The sequence below is a fragment of the uncultured Brachyspira sp. genome (genome assembly GCF_944390595.1).
Classification (GTDB): Bacteria; Spirochaetota; Brachyspiria; order Brachyspirales; family Brachyspiraceae; genus Brachyspira.
The window spans coordinates 1-24,253 of record NZ_CALXRN010000119.1; the positions used below are offsets into that span (position 1 = coordinate 1).

The 24,253-nt window shown below is 26.3% G+C and carries 24 protein-coding genes; 7 read left to right on the forward strand and 17 right to left on the reverse strand.

Features of this window, described 5'->3' with window-relative positions; all coding sequences use genetic code 11:
• Positions 1 to 77: 77 nt before the first annotated feature.
• Complete coding sequence (locus Q0J90_RS06520) at positions 78 to 461, reverse strand: PepSY-like domain-containing protein (protein WP_297277129.1); 384 nt, start codon at positions 459 to 461, stop codon at positions 78 to 80.
• Between the two features lie 367 nt (positions 462 to 828).
• Here Q0J90_RS06520 and Q0J90_RS06525 point away from each other — a divergent pair, with 367 nt between their 5' ends.
• Positions 829 to 2,142: a Mur ligase family protein gene (locus Q0J90_RS06525; RefSeq protein WP_297277195.1), complete on the forward strand. Its 1,314-nt coding sequence runs from the start codon at positions 829 to 831 to the stop codon at positions 2,140 to 2,142.
• Between the two features lie 52 nt (positions 2,143 to 2,194).
• On the opposite strand, the gene Q0J90_RS06530 is transcribed toward Q0J90_RS06525, so the two are convergent.
• From Q0J90_RS06530 to Q0J90_RS06560, 7 genes are all read right to left on the reverse strand, one after another.
• Positions 2,195 to 2,890 (reverse strand): hypothetical protein, encoded by a 696-nt coding sequence (locus Q0J90_RS06530; protein ID WP_297277130.1) that lies wholly within the window; start codon positions 2,888 to 2,890, stop codon positions 2,195 to 2,197.
• A gap of 269 nt (positions 2,891 to 3,159) precedes the next feature.
• The gene (locus tag Q0J90_RS06535) at positions 3,160 to 3,840 is read right to left on the reverse strand and encodes a hypothetical protein (RefSeq protein ID WP_297277131.1); all 681 of its coding nucleotides are present in this window, start codon (positions 3,838 to 3,840) and stop codon (positions 3,160 to 3,162) included.
• A gap of 209 nt (positions 3,841 to 4,049) precedes the next feature.
• Positions 4,050 to 5,312: a glycosyltransferase N-terminal domain-containing protein gene (locus Q0J90_RS06540; RefSeq protein WP_297277132.1), complete on the reverse strand. Its 1,263-nt coding sequence runs from the start codon at positions 5,310 to 5,312 to the stop codon at positions 4,050 to 4,052.
• Positions 5,313 to 5,330: 18 nt separating this feature from the next.
• Positions 5,331 to 5,618 carry a hypothetical protein gene (locus Q0J90_RS06545; protein ID WP_297277133.1) on the reverse strand — a complete coding sequence of 96 codons (288 nt, stop codon included), beginning with the start codon at positions 5,616 to 5,618 and terminating at the stop codon, positions 5,331 to 5,333.
• Between the two features lie 137 nt (positions 5,619 to 5,755).
• Positions 5,756 to 6,601 carry a PhnD/SsuA/transferrin family substrate-binding protein gene (locus Q0J90_RS06550; RefSeq protein ID WP_297277134.1) on the reverse strand — a complete coding sequence of 282 codons (846 nt, stop codon included), beginning with the start codon at positions 6,599 to 6,601 and terminating at the stop codon, positions 5,756 to 5,758.
• A 32-nt stretch (positions 6,602 to 6,633) separates the two neighbouring features.
• The gene (locus tag Q0J90_RS06555) at positions 6,634 to 7,749 is read right to left on the reverse strand and encodes an acyl-CoA dehydrogenase family protein (protein ID WP_297277135.1); all 1,116 of its coding nucleotides are present in this window, start codon (positions 7,747 to 7,749) and stop codon (positions 6,634 to 6,636) included.
• Positions 7,750 to 8,077: 328 nt separating this feature from the next.
• On the reverse strand, positions 8,078 to 9,268 hold the full coding sequence (locus Q0J90_RS06560; protein ID WP_297277136.1) for a ferritin-like domain-containing protein: 1,191 nt from the start codon (positions 9,266 to 9,268) through the stop codon (positions 8,078 to 8,080).
• A gap of 406 nt (positions 9,269 to 9,674) precedes the next feature.
• Here Q0J90_RS06560 and Q0J90_RS06565 point away from each other — a divergent pair, with 406 nt between their 5' ends.
• Positions 9,675 to 11,492 carry a methyl-accepting chemotaxis protein gene (locus Q0J90_RS06565; protein ID WP_297277137.1) on the forward strand — a complete coding sequence of 606 codons (1,818 nt, stop codon included), beginning with the start codon at positions 9,675 to 9,677 and terminating at the stop codon, positions 11,490 to 11,492.
• 10 nt (positions 11,493 to 11,502) lie between these two features.
• Here Q0J90_RS06565 and Q0J90_RS06570 read toward each other — a convergent pair whose 3' ends face one another.
• Entirely contained in the window at positions 11,503 to 12,540 is a 1,038-nt protein-coding gene (locus Q0J90_RS06570) for a glycosyltransferase family 9 protein (RefSeq protein ID WP_297277138.1), read from the reverse strand.
• 176 nt (positions 12,541 to 12,716) lie between these two features.
• Here Q0J90_RS06570 and Q0J90_RS06575 point away from each other — a divergent pair, with 176 nt between their 5' ends.
• Positions 12,717 to 13,679 carry an ABC transporter substrate-binding protein gene (locus tag Q0J90_RS06575; protein ID WP_297277139.1) on the forward strand — a complete coding sequence of 321 codons (963 nt, stop codon included), beginning with the start codon at positions 12,717 to 12,719 and terminating at the stop codon, positions 13,677 to 13,679.
• 99 nt (positions 13,680 to 13,778) lie between these two features.
• Here the strand turns inward: Q0J90_RS06575 and Q0J90_RS06580 are convergent, their stop codons facing one another.
• The 5 genes from Q0J90_RS06580 to Q0J90_RS06600 form a co-directional block, all read right to left on the reverse strand.
• On the reverse strand, positions 13,779 to 14,405 hold the full coding sequence (locus tag Q0J90_RS06580) for an SIS domain-containing protein (protein ID WP_297277140.1): 627 nt from the start codon (positions 14,403 to 14,405) through the stop codon (positions 13,779 to 13,781).
• A gap of 42 nt (positions 14,406 to 14,447) precedes the next feature.
• The gene (locus tag Q0J90_RS06585; RefSeq protein ID WP_297277141.1) at positions 14,448 to 14,888 is read right to left on the reverse strand and encodes a hypothetical protein; all 441 of its coding nucleotides are present in this window, start codon (positions 14,886 to 14,888) and stop codon (positions 14,448 to 14,450) included.
• Positions 14,888 to 15,550, reverse strand: a complete 663-nt coding sequence (locus tag Q0J90_RS06590; RefSeq protein WP_297277142.1) for an ankyrin repeat domain-containing protein — start codon at positions 15,548 to 15,550, stop codon at positions 14,888 to 14,890. Before Q0J90_RS06590 ends, Q0J90_RS06585 begins: the two co-directional genes overlap by 1 nt.
• Positions 15,551 to 15,752: 202 nt before the next feature.
• Entirely contained in the window at positions 15,753 to 16,409 is a 657-nt protein-coding gene (locus tag Q0J90_RS06595) for a DUF6198 family protein (protein ID WP_297277143.1), read from the reverse strand.
• The gene (locus Q0J90_RS06600) at positions 16,402 to 16,815 is read right to left on the reverse strand and encodes a MarR family transcriptional regulator (RefSeq protein WP_297277144.1); all 414 of its coding nucleotides are present in this window, start codon (positions 16,813 to 16,815) and stop codon (positions 16,402 to 16,404) included. The genes Q0J90_RS06595 and Q0J90_RS06600 overlap by 8 nt, the downstream gene beginning before the upstream one ends.
• A gap of 202 nt (positions 16,816 to 17,017) precedes the next feature.
• On the opposite strand from Q0J90_RS06600, the gene trxA reads away from it, so the two are divergent.
• The 4 genes from trxA (at position 17,018) to Q0J90_RS06620 (ending at position 21,352) form a co-directional block, all read left to right on the forward strand.
• Positions 17,018 to 17,335 carry a thioredoxin gene (trxA, locus tag Q0J90_RS06605; RefSeq protein WP_297277145.1) on the forward strand — a complete coding sequence of 106 codons (318 nt, stop codon included), beginning with the start codon at positions 17,018 to 17,020 and terminating at the stop codon, positions 17,333 to 17,335.
• A 113-nt stretch (positions 17,336 to 17,448) separates the two neighbouring features.
• On the forward strand, positions 17,449 to 19,245 hold the full coding sequence (locus Q0J90_RS06610) for a hypothetical protein (RefSeq protein ID WP_297277146.1): 1,797 nt from the start codon (positions 17,449 to 17,451) through the stop codon (positions 19,243 to 19,245).
• 2 nt (positions 19,246 to 19,247) lie between these two features.
• Positions 19,248 to 20,789, forward strand: a complete 1,542-nt coding sequence (locus Q0J90_RS06615) for an NAD(P)H-hydrate dehydratase (protein ID WP_297277147.1) — start codon at positions 19,248 to 19,250, stop codon at positions 20,787 to 20,789.
• A gap of 5 nt (positions 20,790 to 20,794) precedes the next feature.
• On the forward strand, positions 20,795 to 21,352 hold the full coding sequence (locus Q0J90_RS06620; RefSeq protein ID WP_297277148.1) for a hypothetical protein: 558 nt from the start codon (positions 20,795 to 20,797) through the stop codon (positions 21,350 to 21,352).
• 35 nt (positions 21,353 to 21,387) lie between these two features.
• Here the strand turns inward: Q0J90_RS06620 and secG are convergent, their stop codons facing one another.
• The 3 genes from secG to hydF form a co-directional block, all read right to left on the reverse strand.
• Positions 21,388 to 21,756, reverse strand: coding sequence for a preprotein translocase subunit SecG (gene secG / locus Q0J90_RS06625; protein WP_297277149.1), 369 nt, complete (start codon positions 21,754 to 21,756; stop codon positions 21,388 to 21,390).
• Between the two features lie 78 nt (positions 21,757 to 21,834).
• Positions 21,835 to 22,965, reverse strand: a complete 1,131-nt coding sequence (hydE, locus tag Q0J90_RS06630; protein ID WP_297277150.1) for a [FeFe] hydrogenase H-cluster radical SAM maturase HydE — start codon at positions 22,963 to 22,965, stop codon at positions 21,835 to 21,837.
• Between the two features lie 27 nt (positions 22,966 to 22,992).
• Positions 22,993 to 24,177, reverse strand: coding sequence for a [FeFe] hydrogenase H-cluster maturation GTPase HydF (gene hydF / locus Q0J90_RS06635; protein ID WP_297277151.1), 1,185 nt, complete (start codon positions 24,175 to 24,177; stop codon positions 22,993 to 22,995).
• Between the last annotated feature and the right edge of the window lie 76 nt (positions 24,178 to 24,253).

A 24,253-nucleotide genomic window follows, 5' to 3' on the forward strand; every position in this document is an offset into this window, starting at 1 on the left:
AATAAAATCGGTTTAAACCTATTTGCAGATCTAAACCGAAATACTATATTAATTAAAGAGATACAAATGAAAAAAACTTATGCCAATAATTCTCCGTTATAGCCTATACATAAATCTAATGAATTGCTTAATTTTACTCTGTAGAAATTGATTCTTTTATTAACTTCAAATACAAATACTTTTTTATCTTTATATTTTTTCATTACAGATTTAACTCTGTTGGCTATGTTTTTTGGCAAAGCATTTTCTGATATACAGTCATCGCTGCTTATATAATTCCAATCTCCTCTTTTATCAAAGTTAATATAAGTTCCATTGTTTAGTTTAACTTCGTATTCATCTTTAATTTTATCAATATAAACTATTTTTGTTTTGCTGTAATTAGCAGCTATAAATCTTCTAGCATTCTCTGGTAATTGGCTAGGTGTTACTTTTATAAAAAGGTTTAAAGTGTTTGTCATAGTGTATCTCCTTATAGGGTATATTGTAAAATCTCTTTACAATTATTATTATAACAGATTACCCATTTTATGCAATATTTTTTTACAATTATTTTACATTATTTTTATATTTATTATAAAAATAGGATATATAAAATACATTTACTACATATATAGGTATTATTGTAAAATTTATGTAAAGAAAATAGTAAAATTCATTGATTATAATATGTAAGTTTCAAAAATAAAGCATAATTTCATATAAAAAATAGAAAATAATACTCTATTGCAGACTTTTATAAAATATGTTATCTTATTCTAAATTTTTTTTATACAAATAGAAAACTTTTGATAATAAATAATTAAATATGGATTTTACTCTATGAAAATAGTGAATATAAATGAGGCTCTCGATTATATATATTCTTTTATGGGAAAGAAAAACTTACATAAGGAAGGTTTTGACCATATAAATAATGTACGAAATATATTAAATACTTTAGGATATAAACAAACATTTGATGTAATACATATAACAGGAACTAAAGGAAAAGGCTCTACTACATTAGTATTATCACACATGTTAAAACATTCCGGATTTAAAACAGGTGCTTTTATATCTCCTCATATAATAGATGAAAGAGAAAGAATATCGATAAATGATGAATGGATCAGCGAAAAAGATTTTGTTTATATAACAAATAAAATAAAAAATATAGTAGATAATGATAATTATATATATGAGAATATAACTGTATTTGAAATATTCACAATAATAGGATTATATTATTTTTATATGCAGGAAGTAGATTATGCATGTGTAGAAGTTGGTATAGGAGGAAAATTAGACTGTACAAATGTAGTGGATTCTGCTATAAGCATATTAACATCAATATCTTATGATCATACTCAAATACTTGGAGACACAATAGAAAAAATAACAGAACAAAAAGCAGGAATAATTAAACCAAACTCAACGGTAATATCAGCGTATCAGGAAGAAGATTCAAGAAATATGATAAAAAATATATCAGAAAAACAAAACTCAAAATTATATATTTTTAAAAAAGATTTTGATGCAGAAATTATAAAAAACAGCAATGAAAATTTAGAGTTTATTTTTAAAGAGAATAACAAAGAATATACTTTTAATACAACATTATTAGGAGAGCATCAGGCAGAAAATATTTCATTATCATTTAAAGCATTTAGAATACTATTAGAAAAAAGAAAAAATATAAAAAATACAGAAAAAATATATGCAAGTGCAATTAATTCATTAAAGACATTTGATATAAAAGCACGTCTTACATTCATGCAAAGAAATCCTGACATAATAGTAGATGGTGCTCATAATGCAAAGTCACTAGATAGAGTATTAAAAACAATTTATAAATGGTATAAAGATATTATAATATTATTTGCTCCTTTAAACGAAAAAGATGTTAATGGCATGTGCAAAGTATTAAAACAATATAATTCTATAATAATATTGAGTTCTTCAAATAATATAACCTACAAAGAAACAGACAGTTATAAAGTATATGAGTATTTAAAAGACTATGATAATATTAAGCATATACCAAATTTTAATGAAGCTATTGAGTATATGAAAAAACTTTCTAAAGAAAAAAGTATGCCGGCATTAGTTATAGGCTCATTATATGCTGCAAGCGATTTTATTAATGCTTATAAGAAATAGAGGGATATATTAATATATCCCCCTATAATAAAACTTTTTTCGATATAAGATATTAAATTTCTATAAATTCTTTTCTTTTAGAACCGCCAAAATTAAATAAATCTAAATGTATTCCTATTTGAGCTCCTATATCCACAGAACCTAGTTTTCCAGGATAATTATATCCGTATCCTAAAGAACCCAAATTATCTTTTACTCCAATATAAGGTATATCAAAATTAACGTATAATGATAAACTGATAAATACTATATTGATTCCAGTATAAAGTCTAACATAAGGTATCAAAACATCATTGAATCTTCCAGAAAGAGCTGATATTTTTCTGTTACTATCTCCTTCAGTATATTTACCTGAGAAAGGAATTTTCACACCTCCTCCAATACCTAATTGGAATAATAAAGGACGCCATTCTAAATTAAGCCCTGTCATAACACTGTCAAATTCATGAGTATAATTTCTAGAATCAGCTGTTATAAATTTAAATGTATCTCTATACCAACCTACATCTAAACCTAAAGATATTGTATGTGTTCCGTCTCCTATATTAAAATTAACTCTAGGATGAAATATAACTCCAACTTCAAATGAAGTTTTAGGGCTAAAATTCACATTAGGATCAACACCACTTTCTGGATAAAAACTAGGAATACTTCCGCCTAATGGTATATACATCCCAATACCAAGTGAATGAGAATATGCTAATGATGATATCATTAGAAATAAACTAATTAATACAAACTTTTTCATATATTTCCCCTTTTTCAATTTGTATAAAAAGATTTATAAGGAAAAATAATATTAATAGAAAATATTGTCTAATTAATACTATTGCTACATAAACCTACTTTGAGAATAAAGTTTTTCTATATAAAAGTCAACATGAAAATATGTTTTAAAAATACAATAACTTAGTATAGAATAATAACATTAAAAACTGTTCTATTCATAACTAAATTTTATATAATATTATAAAACTCTTTCTTATAATTATTTATTTAATTATAAGATAATATTTCTTATTTACTTTTTCCAAATTCTAATAAAGGTAAATAAATACCTATCTGAACACCTACATCAAAAGCTGCAAGCTGACCAGGATATTTATATCCGTAACCTAATGAACTAATATTATCTTTTATTTGAACATAAGGTATATCAACATTCATGTATAATGATAAATTAACAAAATAGAAATTTACACCTGCATAAAGTTTCAAATAAGGTATAATGACAGGAGTATTAAATCTTTCTGCTAACTTATCTCCGCTTAATTTAGTACCGATATCCCCTTCCAAATATTTGCCGGAGCAAGGAAATTTAACACCGCCTCCAATACCTAATTGAAATAATGAAGGTCTCCATTCAATATTAAGTCCTGTCATAATACTGTCAAATTCATGTATGAATTTTTGTGAATTATTATGAAATTTAAATGTATCTCTATACCAGCCGAAATCCAAAGATACAGCTATATAATGAAATTTACCTAATTCAAAATAAAGTCCGGGCTGAAATATAACACCCATTTCAAATGACCATTTTTCTTCTCCTATTGTAGCTGGTTCGTAAAGTTTATTGGGCAAGAAACCAGGTATACTTCCTCCTAACGGAACATACAAACCCATTGCAAAATAATGAGAATAAGCTAAAGCTGATGTCATTAGAAATAGACTAATTAGTATGATAATTTTTTTCATATTTTTTCCTTAATAGTAAATAAAAAATATTTAGGTATACAATAGAAATAATCTATAGATAAATAATAAATGAAATTTGAAAAATGTATAAAAGACTTTTAAAAAAGAAATTTAAATATCTCATAAATTAATTCTACAAAACTTTCATAACCTTAATTTAAGTATAGATAATTTTTATACAAAAGTCAATATAAGAATATATATTTTGATTATACAATACCTTGGTATTTATTAATAATACTTATAGTTCTTTGAGAAGCTCCGTTATTTTGTCTTAACAGATTATATGCTTTTTCAGATAGTTCGTCTCTAAGTTCTTTATTTTTATATGCAAGTTCTATAGTTTCATGCAATTTATTTTTATCTTCGCAAGTAAATACAGCATCTTTCATATACTCATAAATATCTATAAAATTATACATATATTTGCCAACTATAACAGGCTTCTTGAAATATATAGCCTCTAGTATATTATGTCCGCCTACATTTCCTATAAAAGTACCGCCCATAATAACCAAATCAGATAATTTATACCAATTTAATAATTCGCCTATAGTATCAATTATTATTCCGTCTTCGGAACTATTTTCATAATCTGTATAAAGAGGCAAATTATATCCTAGTTTGGAAGCAGTATTTTGTATATCTTCTCCCCTATTAATATCTCTTGGAACTATTACAATATAAACATTATCTTTTATTCCAAGCATATCAATTGCTTTGAGTATTATCTCCTCTTCATTAGAATGAGTACTTCCTGCTGTTATAACAAATTTATTAACTGGTATTCTATTCTCTAAATCATCTATTTTTTTCTCATTGGCATAATAATTTATATCATATTTTAAATTTCCGGTAACGGTTATAAGTCCCTCAGGCATTCCTATACTGATCATATTTTCTTTATCTATATGGCTTTGGGCAAGAATCTTTGTATACATATTAAAATAGGGTTTAAAGAAAAATTTAAAATTTTTATAGCCTTTTATTTCTTTCTTTCCAATTCTTCCATTTATCATATAAAGAGGTATTAATTTTTTATGAAGCATATAAATAAATGTAGGCCATATCTCAATTTCAGCTATCATTACATATTCAGGAGATATTAAATTAATAAGTTTATTTATCATATGAGGATAATCCAATGTTAAATAAAATAATTCAACCTTTTCCCCATAGTTTTTTTTAGCTATATCATATCCGCCGACAGTAGTAGTTGATAAATAAACACTGTATCCTCTCTCTATTAAAGTAAAAACTATTTCTTTTACAGCAACTATCTCGCCTACACTTACAGCATGTATCCAAACAGCATTTTTATTATTTTCTTTGGGATATATAAAACCTAATCTTGATAAAGCGCCTTTTCTAATAGGTTTATTAAAAATCATCATTATAGAAAAACATATAAATATTATAGGATAAATAATATAACCAAATACAGTATATATAAACATTAAAATTTTTTGCATTTATAAAAACCAAACCATTTATATTATTATAGATACAGCAGTTAATATAATTATAACAGCATATATCAGAAATGAAATAATAGCTTTCACAATAGCATGCTGTTTTCTAGTACCCCATTCGCATTTTGAAGCAATAATTATAAAAGAAATAAATAATGATATCTCTATTATGTTTAAAATGATAAAAATAATACCATATACGCCGTTTCTAAGATTATTATGTTCTATGATATAATACGCCACTATTGGAAAAAGCATGATTATTGAAGTATTAATCAATTTATGTATTAAAAGGTATTTATTCATAGTTTTTATTATACTAAATAAATATATTATGTCAATTAATTAATATAAAATAATAGACTTTCTATTAATTATAAAACTAATAGAAAGCCCAAATTTGTGTAATGTACAATTAATTTATATAAAAAATAAAAAGCTAATTATAGAAGTTTCTGATCTTTCATAGCTGTATATAAAGAATCGTATCCTCTAAGTTCTTTTTCACCAACTATAATCCATTGATTTAATCCTTCCATAGCCATCATTTTTTTAATTATAGGATCATCTTTACTTTGAGAAGTAAGCATTTTTACAAATGAATCTCCCAATTCTTTATCAAAATCAGGCATAACTGTAAAATTACAGTGACAAAATTCAGGACCAGTATAAAATGATACAAGCTCTCCGTCAGGATATAATCCTTCCTCAAGTATGCGTATCCAAGTAGTAGAACCTATACTTCCAGCATCCAATGCCCCGCTTTTTATATCATCTAATACATGCCATTCGCTTTTTCCTGTATCTCCATGTTTGCCTAAATCTGTATTGTAACGAATTATGTTAACACAGTTAGCGTCAGCATCTGAATTAATATCTATTTCTTTTATTGGCAATCCTGATTCTTTAATGTAATGTATAGGCAATATAGCAGCTTGTGAAGAATCGAAACTTCCAACTCCAAATTTTTTACCTTTTAAATCATCTAAATTTTTTATTTTGCTGTCTTTCCTAACAATAAATTTACTAGTAAAGTTAGTATCAGTATCCCTCATAGCTAAAGCTCTAGCCTTATCATTAGTAGCATGCAAAACTTTAATCCAAGCTACATTCGTATTCCAAGCTATATCTATATGACCTTTCAATAAAGAATCAACCTGTCTTTCATAATTAGAAAATAAAACATAATCAAGTTTTAATCCATGTTCATTACTGTAATCTCTTATTATATCCCATATACCTACAACCTTGGGATCATAAGCAACAGCTCCAAGTAATAATGTTTTCATTTTTATCTCCTTAAAATAACATTTCTTATATATTATGAAACTATAGCATCCCCAAGCCAAATTTTTAATACATCAATACCAGGAGCCATTACAGGAGCAGCCAAAGCATCCCTCATATATCTTTCTAAAGGCAATCTTTTTGCATAAGCGTTGCCGCCTCCTAATTTCATAGCTTTTTCACAGCAGTATATTCCTGTTTCTATAGAATTAATTCTGCATCCGAAAACTTTTAAAGTTGCATCAGCTTCTTTATTATCAACAGCATTAGCAGCAGCAAAAGTAAAATCAACAGCAGCCTGCATCCTTGTATATATTTCAGCTAAATTAACTCTAACCATTTCTATATCAGCCAATGCTCTTCCGTCTGTGTATTTCCTGTTTTTTGTATAATCTAAAATACAATTATATGCTTCTCTGGCAAGTCCGCTGTAAACCGCACCTAATCCTAAAACAAAATATGCCACAATAGCAGCAGACTGGTTTCCGCCGTCTCCTTCTTTACCAACTCTATAGAATGTATCCATTTCAATATCATTATAGCAAACAGGCATAGAAGCATTACCTCTCATTCCTAAACCGTTCCATTTATTTTCTTCATGAACTATACCTTTAGAAGAATTATGAACTAACCAATTATTTAAAGTACCTTTATTTTCACATGAGTTTGTAAGAGTTAAATAATAATCAGCAAATAAAGCACTTGTTACAAAACTTTTTCTTCCTTTAAGAATTATTTTATCACCTGATTTTGTTTCTATCATATCAGGGCTTCCAAAGTGAGTACCGCTGCCGCTTTCACTATAAGCTAAAGCAATAGCTATTTCTCCTTTTGCAATTTTTGGAAGAAATTCTTTTTTCTGTTCATCTGTACCAAATAATACAATACATAAAGTTCCGACATTATGCATCATATAGCATAAAGCTGTAGTAGCACAGTAATTAGCTAAAGCATGAACAACCTCAGCATGTTCTTTAGCTCCTCCTCCCATACCGCCGTATTCTTTAGGAATCATTAATCCCATATAGCCTTGCTTCCTCAATTCATTATAGGCTTCTTTAGGAAATCTTCCGTCTCTGTCTACCTCTTCCGTATAAGGTGCAACATGTTTTTTAGCAAATTCAATCGCATCATCAAATACTTTACTCATTTGAATTCTCCTTTTTAATATTTGTAATTTATTTAAGAAAGCCAAACATCATCAAATCATATTATGATATGATAAGAAACGTTTAAACATATCTTCACATAATAAATAATTCTTTCGATTTTATATAAAATTGTAAGCGTAATATACTAAGCCCCGCAATATATTAAAATCATAGCTTTGAAATAAAGCATCAGCAATATTTGTAACGTTTTATTCTTTTGTTCTATTGAGTAAGATATAAACTAAGAAAATTTAATGGCATTATAAAAGACATTATTCATTTTTCATTCTCCAAAATATTTGTAATTTAATAAGTACAATTAATATATCACATAAAATTAGGCGTATGCCTTTTGGATATATCTACAGCCAAATCCTCATCTATACCAATATCAACAAGTCTTTGAACTCTATTAGTATGCATTTTCTCTTTAAGCTCTCCAATAAGCTCCATACCTCTTCTATATTGATTATATGAAGTACCGCCTCCTGCAAGAAAAGCCATAGATTCTATTAAAAGAGTAGACTCTCCATTTAATTCGTCTAAATATTCTTTCCTTTTAAAAACAGCTTCTTTTAAAATACTAACTTTTTTAGGATTATATTTTAATACCTGTTTAACATGATTCATTCCATAAGCAACATGTCTTGATTCATCTATTCTAACCAATCTTAAAAGTTTTTTAGTTGCTTCATCTTGAGTATATTTTTCTAAGAAATTCAATAAATCTACAAAAGTTCCTTCACCCATTATATGAAGCAAAAAGCTGGATTTGAGATAATTATCTTCTTTATATAAAGTATAAAGAGAATTCTGTGTTATTATAGATGAATATTGAACTCCCATACCATTTATGTTTGCCCTTCTAATAAAAGCGTCTATATGTCTTGCTTCATCATTCATTAATGATGATAAAAACAAAGGAATCTCATAAAAATACGGACTTACTTTAGATATAAATTTGCTAGGCACATACAAAGCAGAAAATTCATTTTCTGTTAAATATGTCATAATTTGTACTATAGCAAATTCCATATCCTTATCATAATCAGGTATTTCATTCCAATCTATATCAACAGAACTGTTCCATTGACTTTTCTTAGTATCTTCATAAAGTTTTGTAATATTATTATTCCATATATCTTCTTTATAATTTAAATCAAATCCATAATCCGGAGAACCATTTTCAGGAACACAATTTCTTGGAGCAAGCCCTATATTTGATGTAGGATAACTAGATAATTCCGTTTTATTAGCATCAAATTTAGGAAAACTATTGCTGGATTTTTTCTTAATATAATAACTATATAATTCTTTATTCTTCTTTTTATCAAAAAAAGTTTCTCCTTTAAATATGCAGTATGATTTCAAATCATCTTCTAAATTATCAAAAAATGAAACTATTTCTATGATATCATCTTTGTTTGAAATCAAAAGAGAATTTTCTATTCTAAAGAAAAAAGATTTACCTATAGGAATATCTCCTAAAAATATACTTCTGTTTACATTGAAGTCCATAAAACATCCTTAAAATTAAGTGTAATATAATATTTTATTAAATAAGATTTTTTAGAATAAACTCACGGTTTACTTATAATGACAATGTCTCGGGAAAATAAAAATGCTGACTAAGATATGATAATATTGAAATACTTCCTGATAAATACATGTTAATATATCCTAATAATAATTAATCACATCGATTTTAATATAATAACATATAAATTTATTAATGTCAATATTTGCCGATAAACTTATAATATAATATAAAAAATTTTTAAATGATATTATTATAATTTACTTAGAATATACATTATTCATATAAAATTAAAAAATTATGATACTATTTACTATTTTTTAATAATAATATATTATTTAATCATTTGCATTGTTAATTTTTTGTTCAAATAAAAGGGGCATCTTTATGTTAAAAAGTAAAAAAAATAGCTTAGTGTTAAAATTTTTGATACCATATATGGCAGCACTATTTATAATATGCAGTAGTATTTACATAATGTATATTCCGCAATATAAAACAAGATTTATAAATTCAAATAAATACAATATAACTGATATATCATCTAAATTAGAAAATAATATAGAGTCTATATATGGAAGAATAAATATATTTTGTTCTTATGTTGAAAAAGAAACAGATCACAATAAACTATTAGAAGTGTTTGCCAATGTTTTGAAAAATGAAGAAGATTTAATGAATATCTTTTATGCAGGTACTATACCATATAAAGATGGCGGAATTGTATTAAATACTTTAGGACAACTGCCAAGTGATTATGATCAAACTACTAAAGAATGGTACAAAACGGCATTAGCTTCACAAGAAATTGTTATATCTGAACCTTACATAGATGCAGGTACAGGAAATATAGTAATAACATTTTCAAAGGCTATATATATTAATGGGCAATTGTATGGAGTAATTGGAATAGATGTAGATTTTATAAAAACTATTGACGGGATATTGGAACAAAGCAAAAATTATAATTATGATGTTAGTATAATAAATGATTCCGGACTATATTTGTTTAATAAAAATGAAAACTACATGTTAAAAGAAAATATATTTAGTGATAATAAAATATCAATACATAAAAATAATATATTAAACAATAGAAACTACTATTGGATAGAAAAAGCTAATTCTTATATTACATCAAAAATAGGAAATACTAAATGGAATTTAGTAGTAACCGTAAATAATGAAGAATTAAAATCATCATTATTAAAATTACTTATATTAATTATATCTGTATTTATAGTGTTATCTGCTATAGAAACTATATTAGTTCTTTTAATAGCAATTCCTATATCAAGCACATTAGACAATACCATATCAATAATAAATAATATGTCCATGGGAAATTTCAATACATCATTTGATAAAAAAGAATTAAATAAGAAAGATCAGACAGGAGATGTTGTAAGAGCCTTAAATAATATGCAGGAGAAACTTGGGGATATAATATTCAATATGAAAGATGAAATAAATGGTATTAATAATGCAGTTAATATAATTACAAATGGAAATATAAATCTATCAGACAGAGCCAATTCTCAGGCTAGTTCATTAGAAGAGTTAACAAGGTCTATAGAATTTGTATTTTCATCTTTGAAGGATACAGCAGATAATGCAGGAAATGCCAAAAAAATGAGCGAAAGTGTTTCTACTTCTACACAAAATGGAGTAAATGCTATAAACTCAACATCCGAAAGTATGTCAGAAATATCCGAAGCAAGTAAAAAAATATCTGATATTACAAAGATAATAGAATCTATTGCTTTGCAAACTAATATATTGGCATTAAATGCTTCTGTAGAGGCAGCACGTGCCGGAGATCAAGGAAAAGGATTTGCTGTTGTAGCATCTGAGGTTAGAAACTTAGCAATTAATGTAGGAAATGCTGCTAAAGACATAACAAGCATAGCAAATGAAACAGTAGAAAAAATACAAAACGGAAGTGCTGCTGTTCAAGCATCATCATATATATTAAATCAAATAGAATCATCTGTTAATGATGTGCTTACTTTATTGACTGAAATATCAGATGCCATTATAGAAGAAGAAAACAGCATATCTCAAATAAATACAGCTGTTATAGAAATAAACAGAATAACTCAGGATACATCAAAAATAGCTAATGAAGGAGCCAATGCAAGTAAAGATGTATTAGATAAATCTAATAATATAGTTTCACAGGTTTCATATTTTAATTTTAATTAAAGCATTGATTTTATATTTTTGCTATTAATTTTGATGCTATAAGAGAAGCATCCAAGTTTTCAATACATACATGATTATTAGGACAGTTTTTTCTTTTATAGCATCTAGCACATTCCAAATTTTCAACTCTTACAGTCTCTGAATTTTTTGCTATAGGTCCTACTCTAACCTCGCTTGTAGGCCCGAATAATGCTATAAGAGGCTTTTGAAATGCACATCCTGTATGCATTGGAAAAGAATCTACAGTAACCATGCCTTTAGAATTTTTTATTAAATATGCAAGCTCAGGCAAATTAAAAAGTCCGGAACTATTTAAAACATTATCAAACCCTTTAACTATATCCAAACACTTTTCATTATAATCAGACGTAGCAGAAACTATTATTTGTATATCTCTTAATTTTTGTATCTCTTTGATTATTTCTCTTGATTTATTCACAGATAAATCTTTTGTATCCCATCTTGAAAATGGAGATAAAACTATATATTCTTTGCTTATATTAAAATTGCTTTCAATATTATATTTTATATGTTCTATTTTTTTATTGAAATCTTCTTCTATAGTCTTAGGTAAAAAATAATCCAAATCCGTGCCGTCATCCGGACAATTAATAAATTTTAAAAAAGATATAAGACCTACTATGGCATTTATATCCTTATAATAATTACTTTTAAGTCCAAACCATTTTCCTTTAGCATATTTTTCTTTAGCATGACATAAATACAAAAAAATTACGCTTCTTTCAAGTCCCTGCAAATCCATAGCTATATCATAATACTCTTTTCTTACTTCTTTTATATGAGATAAAAATTCTCTTATAGTAGAAAAAAACATTGACGGAGATTTAAAAATTTCATTTTCATATTTATATATATCCAATACATAAAGTTTATTTATATAAGGATTATTCTCAAGTATTCCTAAAGCACGTTTATCCGTTACTATATCTATAGTGCAGTCAGGCTTCCATTTTTTTAATGCTCTTATAACAGGAGTCATGTGAAGAACATCCCCAAGTGAAGTTTGCTTTATTAAAAGTACTTTCATTATAAATACAACCTATATCATTATTAATATAAATAATAATATACACTTTTTTATAATATATCAATAATAATAAAAAATAAAAAATTACTATAAAAAGTATTGACAAAAATTACTTTATAGAGTAATATTACTATATAAAGTAATTAAACTAACAATTCTAAATAAAGGATAAAATTATGAAAAGGAATATTATTATAATATTAGTTATCGTATTGATTACGAGTTTCAGTATAAGCAAGGCAAATATAGGAAAATCAAAAAATGAAGATATAATCAAAATAGGAATAAGCCAAATGATAGAACATGAGGCATTAGATTTAATTTATAAAGGTATAGAAGATGAACTAAATCTATACTATAAAAACAGCAATAAAAAAATAGTTATAGATTATCAAAATGCTCAGGGAGAACAGGCGAACTGCACTACAATAGCACAGAAATTTGTAAATGATAAAAAAGATATAATAATAGCAATAGGCACTCCTTCAGCTCAATCAGCTGTAAATTTAACTAAAGATATACCAATAATAGTTTCAGGTATAGGAGATCCTATAGGAGCAAAATTGGTTACAAATTTAAATAAACCTAATGTTAATGTAACTGGAACAATAAATCTTCCTCCTATAGAAAAACAAATAGAGCTTATGCATACATTAATGCCTAATGCTAAAAAAATAGGACTTTTATACTGCTCAAGTGAAATTAATTCTTCATATCAAATAAAGCTGGCAAAAGAAAAATTAGAATCATTAGGACTTGAATATGTTGACTTAACAGTAGCAAATGCAAATGAAATACAGCAAATAATGCTCAGTGCTGTTAATAAAGTGGATGCTATATTTTCACCTACTGATAATATAATAGCAAGCAGTATGGCTAATGTTGCTATGATAGAAGAAAGTGAAAAACTCCCTGTTGTATGTGCTGATGCTTCAATGACAAAAATAGGCGGTACTGTAACTTATTCTGTAGATTATTATGAAATGGGTAAAGTTACTGCTGAAAAAACAATAGAAGTTTTAGAAGGAATAAAAGATATAAAAAATATACCATTAGAAACTGTTGATAGTTATAATTTTATAGTTAATACTAATATGATAACTAAATTAGGATTAATCATACCAAATAATATTTACTAATTAAGCTAAAAAATAATTCCATATTTAGAATTCTACTACATAATATAGGGCTTACAATAATAATTATTGCAAGCCCTACTTAGTATAAATAAAGTATTATTATCTATTTTCTTTAAAAAAGTGTTCCTCTACACTTATACAAATTTCATGGTATATAACTTCATGATATTCCTGAGATATATGGGTTTCTTTTGCAGGTGCCTTAATTGCAATATCAGCCATTTCTGCAAGTTTACCGCCATTTTCATTTGTAAAGGATACAACTTTTATTCCCATAGCCTTAGCGAGTTTAACAGCATAAATAATATTCTTAGCATTTCCAGATGTGCTTATAGCAATAAAAACATCTCCTTTATCTCCAAAACCTAATAACTGCTGTGCAAACACCAAATAAGGTTCTTTATCATTGAGATATGCACTTGAAAGTCCAAGATGAGAAGTTAAAGCAACAGCTCTCAATGGAGATTCCAAATTATCAGCTATATATTCTCCCTCATCCATTTTTAAAAGTTCTTTTCTTATATCCTCTTTTATAGGGCGTTTTTTTAGAAAACTTTTTAATAACTCTCCTGCTATATGCTCGCTGTCGCAGGCACTTCCTCCATTTCCAGCTATTAAAACTTTTCCTCCGTTCTCATAACATTTTATTATCTCATCTATAGCATTTTCTATAGCTTTTTTCATAGGCTCTAATTTAGGCACTCTTTCAATTAATTGTTCTATCATTCTAACTTCCTTAAATTAATATCAATAAATTATATACAAGTTTTATATTTTAACAAGTAAATTATACTTTATATCATTATATATATCTTCTCTGCTTACAGTATCAATATTCTCATAAAATCTAGCCTGTTTTTCAAAAGGATTATAAGTATAGCCATATTTGATGCTATACATAATATATAAAAATAAAAATTTACAAAACCCCAAATATTCTATTTGATATATATGTATAAGCTCATGTCTGAATAAATTACTGCTGCAGTCAATATTGTCAAAAATATATCTAGTTTTTACATGTATTCTTTTTGTAAACGGATTTGTTATAGCTATAAAATCTATATTAGAAATCTTACTTGAAATAATTAAACTTAAACTTAGCAATGAATTAAAAACATAAACAACATCGCCTACTTTTTTAGTTTTCTTTATTAGCGTATAATATAGAATAATTACTAATAGAAATAATATAACAATATATAACACTATTCTACAGCACCATAACCGCTTAAAAACTCTATCAAACTGTCAGGCTTTTTATAATTTTCTTTGACATATGAAAGAGCAGTTCTTCCATTTTTATCTTTGGAATTTACATTAATACCATTGTCGCATAATATCTTAGCTACAGGAAGCATATTCTCGCTTTTATCAGCGGACATAAAAACCATAATTAAAGCATTATCCCCATCATTATTTAGAGCATTAATATTAACCTTATAATCAATTAAAGTTTTAACCACATCAGGATAAAGCTTATATGAAGCAACATGTAAGGAGGTTTCACCATACATGTTGGATGAATTTACATCAGCTCCATTTTTTAGCAGCATTTTTACAATATCATTGTGCCCCCCTGAAGCAGCCATTATCAAAGCATTATAACCTACTTTATCAGAGATATTAACACTTGCTTTAGAATTTACAAGCAGTCTTGCAACAGCAGAATGTCCATGATGGGAGGCAAGCATTAACCCGGTTACTCCATCTTCAGTTACAGCATCAATATTAACTTTCTTATTAATAAGGGAAACAACTGTTTCATATTGCCCTTCTTCGCATGCTTTTAAAAATTTTGTTTCATTATCTGTTAATGGATAAAGAATAGAACAAAATAAAAATACAAAAATAAAAATTATATTCTTCATAAACAACCTATATATTATAGTTAACTAATGCATAATATAAAATATAATTAAAATGAGATTTGTAAAAAAAATTTAATTATATTCTTTAAATAAAACCCTAAATTATAAATATATATCCTAAATAAAAATACATTTTATAATCAATAATAATTAATGCATCATTTATAATATATAAAAAAATTTTTTTTTATCAAATATTTTATTATGATAAATATTTTTGTTCAAAAACTTTTAAGGGCTTATTAAATTGCCTTGCTATAAATCCAACACATACAGCAGCAACCAAAGTTCCTTCCCTTACACCTTCCAAATGCCCTAAATAAATCAAAACAGTAACTATAGAAATTAATACTAAAGTAACATCAAAAGCTATTTTTGTATTACCAAATTTTACCGGAAATACCTGACATATTGCTAAAACTACACCTTCTCCAGGAGTTGTAACCAATTTAGCCATTACCTCTATACTAATACCCAAACCAACTAAAAATATGCCCAAAAAACATATAATCCATTGCTGAAAATAATTTGAGCATGTTATATCTTTTATCAAAAATTGAGAAAAATCTATCATTATACCAAATATAAAAAGTGCCGGTATTTGAAGAAGCTGAAACCAATTATATTTTTTTCTCAAAATAAGAATCTGTAAAATGATAAATATTATATTAATAATAATGGTTGTTGCTCCGACAGATAATCCTGAAATACTGCTTGTAACATAAGGTACACTTGATATAGGAGAAGTTCCTAATGATGCCTTTATAGAAAAAGCTATTCCCAAAGACATCAATGCAAAACCTATCAGCAAAATAATAATTCTCTTTAAGAAATGATCTTTTAATATTTGTTTATTCATTTTCCGCTCCGTTTTTATTATTTGATAAATTTCCGTATATTTTTAATAATAATGTTTTTAATAATGTAATTTCATCGTCAGATAATTTTTCTATAGCTCTGCTTTCAACTTCATTAAAAATTACCTGCATTTTATCAGCAGCTTCAATCCCCTTATCAGTTAAAGAAACATAAAGAGAACGTCTGTTTCCTTCATGCTGTTTTCTAACTATTAAGCCTGCATTCTCCATACCAAGCAAAATACTTCCAACTGTAGCCTGTTCAATTTCACAATAATTGGCTATTGTTTTTTGATCCATTTCCTTAAATTTTGATAAACAATATAAAATTTTAGGCTGTCCGGATGTGAGTCCTATCTTATTCGCATTAAACATTATATTTTTAGCGAATACAGAATTTGACTTCATTAATAAATAATGTAAGCTCTCCAATAGTAAGCTCACTTATAATAAGAATTAAAATAATAAGATAGCTTATTATACTAAAAAACAAAAATAAGTCAATATAAAATACCCTATCCTTGTATACTAAAAAAATAAAAAAGTTATTGACTTTTAAAAAAGTTCGATTATACTAAAAAGTATAAATAATAAATGAGGATGAACAAATATGTCAGTATTAGAATTAAAAACAGATAATTTTGAACAAGCTATATCTGGAGATAAAGCTATATTAGTAGACTTTTTTGCAGAATGGTGCGGACCTTGTAAAATGCAGACACCTGTATTGCATAAAGTAGCAGAAGAATATGCTGATAAAATGGGATTTGGTGCTGTTAATGTTGATGATTGTGAAGATATAGCAGCAAAATATGGAGTTCAGTCTATACCTACTTTATTAGTATTCAAAAGCGGAGAAGTTGTTAAAAGAGCTGAAGGAATGAAAAATGAAGCTCAATTAAAAGAATGGTTAAAAGAATATCTATAATTTTTTAATTGCAAAGTAATTTTTAAGCCTAATTTTATTATAAATTAGGCTTTTTTTTATTCTAAATTGATATATAATAAGAACATGTTTTGAAAATAAATTATGGGTGAAACATGTTTATAAACAATAATAAATTAATAGAAAATATTTCAAATGAATTTGATATAGAAAAAGAAGAAGTCAATAATATAATAAATAACCTGTTTGGAAATATATCTCTGTCTATACTTAATGGCAAAAAATTTTATATGGATAAGTTGGGTGTAATAAGTATAGATGATAATTTAAATGTCGTTCTATCAAATAATGAAGAAAATTTCGATGAATCATTAGAATCTATCGATGTAAAAAACAATGATATTAAAAACATATTTTTAGAAAAATCTATATATAAAAGCATATTTAAAAACATAAAAGATATTTCCAGAGAAGAAGAAGTACATATAGAAAATTTTGGTTATTTTCATAGCTCTTCAATATCATTTAAAATAGATCCTATTTTTCAAAATATAATATCTATTAAATTTAATAAAGATGATAAAGATAATTCAAATATAAATAATGATGATTTAATAAAAAAACTAGATACAACATTAGAAGATATATGTAATAAGGAAAAAGGAACTAGTAATAATGAAAATAAAGAAGTAGTCGAAGATATATTAGATGAATTAGATAATAGAGCAAATATAGAAAATACTCATGAAAATTATGAAGAAGATATGGTAGAAATTGTTGATGATAATAATTATAACGATGACAGTTATAACGAAGAAAATGATGATTCAATAGATAATAATGTGATAGGAAATATATGGAAAAACCAATCTTGTGAATCTAATATTGAAAATAATAATGAAGAAGAATATAACAATAACTATACAATAGATGATATAATAAATAGTAATGAAAATTACATAGAAGATAATATAATAGAAGAGGATACTATAGAAGATAAAGAAGAAAGAGAAAATGACTATCCTGAAATGAAAGAACATACAAAAGAAGAGTTATTAGATATAAATAATTTTGATAGTTCAGATTTAAAAAATATTGATGAAGGAAGGATTGAAGAAAATATGGAAAAAGAAATAAATGACAAAACGTCTTCACAAGAAGAATTATTAAATGCTAGCAGAAGCAACGAAGATTTACTAGAAACTTCTAAAAGAGAAAGTTTAGAAGTATTAAATAAATATGAAAATGAAATAAAAAATGTTCAGCAATCAAGTACAGATAGTAAGAAAAATAATATTCAAAAAAAATCGTCAAGTCTATTTGGCGGAATTCTAAAAGTTGTTTGTATAATAATATTTATATTAATAGTAGGTGTAATTATATCTAATTACTATAATAAAAGCAGCAGTATTTCAGCCAGTAATAATGTAGAAAATCAAAAATTATATGATATAGTTAATACATATTTTAATGAAATTAATTCTACTAGCTTATCATACATAACTTCTAAGGATATGTATTATTGGGATATAGCAAAATCTTTATATGGCGACGCTACTTATTGGCCTTTAATATATTCATATAATAGCGGAGAATATAAAATAAGCAATATAATAAAAAAAGGCAGCAGTATTTCATATAAAAGTTTGCAGAAGCCTACTTCTACAAAAGATATAAAATTATTAAATAATACAATATCAAAATCTTATATATCAATTTATCCTATATTGGTTAATGATAAAAAACTTAGCCATTCATTATGGGCTTTAAAATTATCTGCCTATTATGATATTAATGTATTTAAAAATAATGCTTCAATTATGCCGGAACAAACATATAATGATATTTTGAGAGAAAACAACGGCATAAAAAACATATACAGTGATATGGTAAATAATGAAAATGTATTTGTCTCATTTATTGAAAACATCAAACAAAAATTAGGAATTTAAAAATGAAAGTTGTAACAACAGATGATTTAATAAATATAGATAAAAAAACTATTGAAAAAATACCATCTATACTTCTTATGGAGCATGTTGCAAGTGAAATATTTTATCTATTATTAAGAAGACATAGAAAATTATTATATAATAAAACTGTATATATATTTTCTTCTGTAGGAGGAAACGGAGGAGATGGGCTTGCTATAGCTAGATATTTAATAAAAAATGGGTATGATGTAAATATTTATATTACAGGAAATCTTGACAGAGTAAATAAAGATACTTATGCTAATTTTAATATACTAAAATCAATTAATGCTGATATAACATATTTAAATAGCGAGGAAACTGTAAGAGAAGCAGTTGAATCCATAGAAAAAAAATCTATAGTTATCGATTCATTATTTGGAACAGGAGGAAACAGACCTCTTGAAGGAATACAAAAATTATTAATAGACAAACTCAATGATCTTGATGTAATTAGAATAGCTATAGATATGCCTTCAGGTTTAGCTTCTAAAATTAATGATAATGAAAATATTTATTCATGTTTTAAAGCTCATGAAACTTATACAGTATGTTTTGCTAAAGATATATTTTTCTTATACAGAACTAGAGAATATATAGGAAAATTATTTATAATAAAATCAGTATTTCCAGATCATATATTGGATAGCTGGGAATATAAAGCTAAATTGATAGATTATAATGAAAAAATAAATATAAATAGAAATGCATTTTTCAGCAAAAGAGAACAGGGAATGCTTGCTATTATAGCAGGCAGCGGTAATTATATAGGTGCTGCAATATTATCAGCACATGCTGCTTACAGACTAGGTGTAGGATATATAAGATTGTATGTACCTAATGGAATAGTAAAAAATATAAGAGATGCTGTAATGTCAACAATGCCTGAAATAGTTATTATAGGTGTAGGACAAGAAAATCAAATGTATTTCACAGAAAATGATGTGGATATAGTAAATGATATAAATAAAAACGATGCATGCATAATAGGTTCCGGTATAGGAAGAGAAATGCCTACAGAAGTTTTTGTAAACACTATTATAAAGCAAATAAATATACCTACTGTAATAGATGCGGATGCTTTATATTTAATGTTTGAAAGCACTCTTCATGAACTTAATCATAATTTTATACTTACGCCTCATATATATGAATTTGAAAAATTAACAAGAATAAATCATATAGAAGCATTAGAAAATCCTTATGATGCATTATTAAAATACAGACAAAAAACAAATGCTGCTTTAATTTTAAAAGATGCTGTAAGTTTTTTAATGCATTATGATGATATATATATAAATTATAATCCAAATGTTTCTATGGGTAAAGCAGGCATGGGAGATGTTCTTGCTGGATTTATAGGAGCATTGCTTGCCAGAAGATTAAATGAATTAGATGCTTCTAAACTAGCATTAATCATACAAGCAAAATCTTTTAGAATATTATCAAAAAAACTAGGCAATGATTATATTCAGCCTAGCGACTTAGCAGATATTTCATATAGAATACTCAAAAGGATATAATAAAGTTGCCTAGAGAAGTTTATGACCCTCAAAAACCAGAATTAGAATTTCATGCTAATAGAAAAGCAAAGCCTCCAGCTCCAAAAAGAGAGGTTAGTATATTCGCAAGAAGATGGTTTATGTTTTTATACGGTACATTCTTAACTGTTGCTGTAATTGGTATTTTATTATATAAAAGAGGCTTTTTTAATGATTTGCCTATATTTGCTGCATTAAGAGTAAATAATGCTATAGAGGTGAAAATAAATAAAGTTGAATTTTATGATGACGGTGCTATCATAACTACAATAGAAGTAGAAAATATTAATTATACAAACAGCAGCAGCATAAAAAATCTTAAAGCTAATTTATCGCTTTATAAAAATAGAAAATTGATATTTTCAGGAAATGATTCATTTTATAATGTAAATTTTCCATTGGGACAAAGAATAGGATTTCAAATGCCTTTTGATAAAAGCTACTGGATGGAAGCAAATAATTTACAAGTTGTGCTTTATGTAGATACTAATTTAACAACCACAAACTATATCAATATAAGCAAGATGAAAAAGCCTACATCATAATAATAAATACTCTAAAAAATTATATTGTATAATAATTAATTAGAAGTACCTATATTAGTATTATTAGTAGATATAATATTACTAGATTCTAACGGCTGAGTTTGATTACTTGCAGTCTGAGGTGCTGTTTGTGTCTGCTGAGCAGTATTGTCTGTTGTAACATTTTCAAAAGCTGTTTTTTGACTGCTTATAGCAACAGATATTAATAAAGCACCTACTACAAATATAGTAGATAAGAAAGTAGTAGCCTTTGTTAAAGCATTTCCCCTTTGGCTTCCTAATACATTAGCCTGAGCACTTGAGAATAAACCTTCAGCTTTACCGCCTTGTATAATGATAATTAATATTAATAATACGCAAACGATAGAATAAACTATTATTCCAAGAGTTAGTAAAGCATTCATAAAGATATATTCCTTAAATATAATTATTTTTTTATTTTAATTGTGTAATTATATCATTTATAAAATTTTTTTCAAGTATTAATTAATATTAATTCTTCTGTTTATATCAAAATCTCCACGCATACCTGTAAGAATATAGCCTATATCCTGCATATTTTTTTTAAGACTTTCTACCCCTTCTGCAGATTCAGTTCCTGTTGCTATTTTATCATTATAAAGCAAATATTTTTTTCTTACATCCATAGGTGATAAATTAGGCATAACAACATTAGAACCATGAAGTATGCCAAGTTCTCTGCCGCCTTCTTTAATTGTACCTAAAGCCGTAGTAGCTGGTATTAATGCCAAAGGAAAAATTAAACGAAGCATGCTTATAAGTATTAAAGTAAGTTCTAATTCTCCCTTTTTTTCATTGGCAAATGGCGTGTCTTTATGAGGAAGAAAAGGGCCTATTCCTATCATTTCAGGTTTTATTTCCTGCATAAAAACAAAATCATCAGCAATATTTTCTAAAGTTTGATAAGGGCTTCCAACCATTATACCTGTGCCTGTTTGATAACCTAATTTTTTCAAAGTCCTTAAACATTCTTTTCTATTTTCTAAACTCATATCATTAGGATGAAGTTTTGAATAATGCCAATTATCTGAAGTTTCATGTCTAAGTAAAAATCTATTGGCACCTTTTTCCTTCAATGCCTTATAATATTCTTCTTCTTTTTCTCCTATTGATAATGTTAAAGCACAATCCGGATATTTTGTTTTAATTGCTTCAACTATATCAGACATTATATTTATATTATAATAAGGGTCTTCACCGCCCTGAAGTACAAAAGTTCTAAACCCTATTTCATAACCAAGTTCGCAGCATGATAAAATATCATCTTTATTCAATCTATAATGCTCTGCATTTTTATTGCTTTTTCTTATTCCGCAATATATACAGTCATTTTTACAATAGTTAGTAAACTCTATAAGCCCACGCATAAAAACATATTTGCCGAATACTTTATCAGCTTTTTCTCTTGCCTTTACTCTTAAATATTCTTTTAAATTTTTTACTTCTTCTTTTTCTTCATCATTGAAATTTTTTATATTGATATTATTATCATATTCAAAAGATGATAAAAGAGTGAAAGCATCTTCTCTTGATATTTTTTCTTCTATTTCTATTTTATTAATAATTTCTTTTGCTTTATTTATATTAATCAAATTTATATTTCCTTTATTTAAAATAAATTATATATATTGAACACCATTAATCTTTGCTATAGTCATGCCGTAATTAGTTATAGGTACATTCTGTTCTTCGCATATTCTTATTCTATTTAAAATATGTTTTCTAGTACCCATACATCCTCCGCAATGTATAACTAAATCATATTTTGATAAATCTCTTGGAAAATCATTACCTGCAACATAATCTATACTAAAATCAAATCCGAATTTCTTTTTTAATAAATTAGGAATTTTTACTCTTCCTATATCACCTTCAAGCGGTATATGAGTGCAGCTTTCTGCTATTAATATTTTACTCTCATTTGTTAGACTATCTATAAAATCAGCACCTCTTTTGTATACTTCTTCATTTCCTTTATAACGAGCAAAAAGAACTGAAAAAGAAGTTAATAAACTTTCTTTAGGTTTTAATCTTTCTACCTCTTTAAAAACTTGAGAATCTGTTATTATCACTTTAGGTGCCTTACTTAATGCTTTTAATGCATTTTCAAATTTATCAAATGTCGAAGCAATTATTACAGCTTTATTGTCTAAAATATCTCTTATAGTTTGAACTTGAGGAAGAATCAATCTGCCTTTAGGAGCTTGAATATCCTGAGGCATAACAAGCATTACAATATCATCTTCTTTTATTATATGTCCTGTTATACTTATTTCTTCTGTTTTAGGTATAGTTAATTTTATAGTTTCTATTAATTTATCTATATTAATTTTATTATCAGCACTTATTGAAACTGTTTCTAAATCAAATATATCTTTTATATTTTGTTCTATATTTTTATAATCATTATTTAAATCTATTTTATTTAAAATGGCTATAATTGGTATCTCTAAACTTGTAAGTTCATTTTTCCATTTCAACTCTAACAAATAATCATTATCTTTAAAAGAAGCATCAAAAACAAGCAAAGCAATATCAGCTGACTCCATTATTTTTTTAGTTCTTTCTATTCTTAAAGCTCCAAGCTCACCCTCATCATCAAAACCTGCAGTATCAACAATAGTACATGCTCCCATACCATTTATTTCTATAGCCTTTTTTACAGGGTCTGTAGTTGTTCCTGCAGTATTAGAAACTATTGCTATATCCTGATTTGCAATTGCATTTATAATACTTGATTTACCTGCATTTCTTCTTCCAAATATTGCAATATGAGTTCTGTTTGAATTTGGTGTATCATTCATACTTGTTCCTATAAATAAAATTAATTCAGCTTTCTTAATGAATGTATATTTTATTACAAACAATTAAGAAAACTGA

Coding starts and splice junctions, on each gene's coding strand:
- Q0J90_RS06600 (WP_297277144.1), bottom strand. CDS start 16,815: ATGAAGTCAAATTCTGTATTCGCTAAAAATATAATGTTTAATGCGAAT.
- Q0J90_RS06590 (WP_297277142.1), bottom strand. CDS start 15,550: ATGAAGAATATAATTTTTATTTTTGTATTTTTATTTTGTTCTATTCTT.
- trxA (WP_297277145.1), top strand. CDS start 17,018: ATGTCAGTATTAGAATTAAAAACAGATAATTTTGAACAAGCTATATCT.
- Q0J90_RS06575 (WP_297277139.1), top strand. CDS start 12,717: ATGAAAAGGAATATTATTATAATATTAGTTATCGTATTGATTACGAGT.
- Q0J90_RS06555 (WP_297277135.1), bottom strand. CDS start 7,749: ATGAGTAAAGTATTTGATGATGCGATTGAATTTGCTAAAAAACATGTT.
- Q0J90_RS06540 (WP_297277132.1), bottom strand. CDS start 5,312: ATGCAAAAAATTTTAATGTTTATATATACTGTATTTGGTTATATTATT.
- Q0J90_RS06530 (WP_297277130.1), bottom strand. CDS start 2,890: ATGAAAAAGTTTGTATTAATTAGTTTATTTCTAATGATATCATCATTA.
- Q0J90_RS06535 (WP_297277131.1), bottom strand. CDS start 3,840: ATGAAAAAAATTATCATACTAATTAGTCTATTTCTAATGACATCAGCT.
- Q0J90_RS06615 (WP_297277147.1), top strand. CDS start 19,248: ATGAAAGTTGTAACAACAGATGATTTAATAAATATAGATAAAAAAACT.
- hydF (WP_297277151.1), bottom strand. CDS start 24,177: ATGAATGATACACCAAATTCAAACAGAACTCATATTGCAATATTTGGA.
- Q0J90_RS06610 (WP_297277146.1), top strand. CDS start 17,449: ATGTTTATAAACAATAATAAATTAATAGAAAATATTTCAAATGAATTT.
- secG (WP_297277149.1), bottom strand. CDS start 21,756: ATGAATGCTTTACTAACTCTTGGAATAATAGTTTATTCTATCGTTTGC.
- Q0J90_RS06520 (WP_297277129.1), bottom strand. CDS start 461: ATGACAAACACTTTAAACCTTTTTATAAAAGTAACACCTAGCCAATTA.
- Q0J90_RS06570 (WP_297277138.1), bottom strand. CDS start 12,540: ATGAAAGTACTTTTAATAAAGCAAACTTCACTTGGGGATGTTCTTCAC.
- Q0J90_RS06545 (WP_297277133.1), bottom strand. CDS start 5,618: ATGAATAAATACCTTTTAATACATAAATTGATTAATACTTCAATAATC.
- Q0J90_RS06595 (WP_297277143.1), bottom strand. CDS start 16,409: ATGAATAAACAAATATTAAAAGATCATTTCTTAAAGAGAATTATTATT.
- Q0J90_RS06560 (WP_297277136.1), bottom strand. CDS start 9,268: ATGGACTTCAATGTAAACAGAAGTATATTTTTAGGAGATATTCCTATA.
- Q0J90_RS06565 (WP_297277137.1), top strand. CDS start 9,675: ATGTTAAAAAGTAAAAAAAATAGCTTAGTGTTAAAATTTTTGATACCA.
- Q0J90_RS06550 (WP_297277134.1), bottom strand. CDS start 6,601: ATGAAAACATTATTACTTGGAGCTGTTGCTTATGATCCCAAGGTTGTA.
- Q0J90_RS06580 (WP_297277140.1), bottom strand. CDS start 14,405: ATGATAGAACAATTAATTGAAAGAGTGCCTAAATTAGAGCCTATGAAA.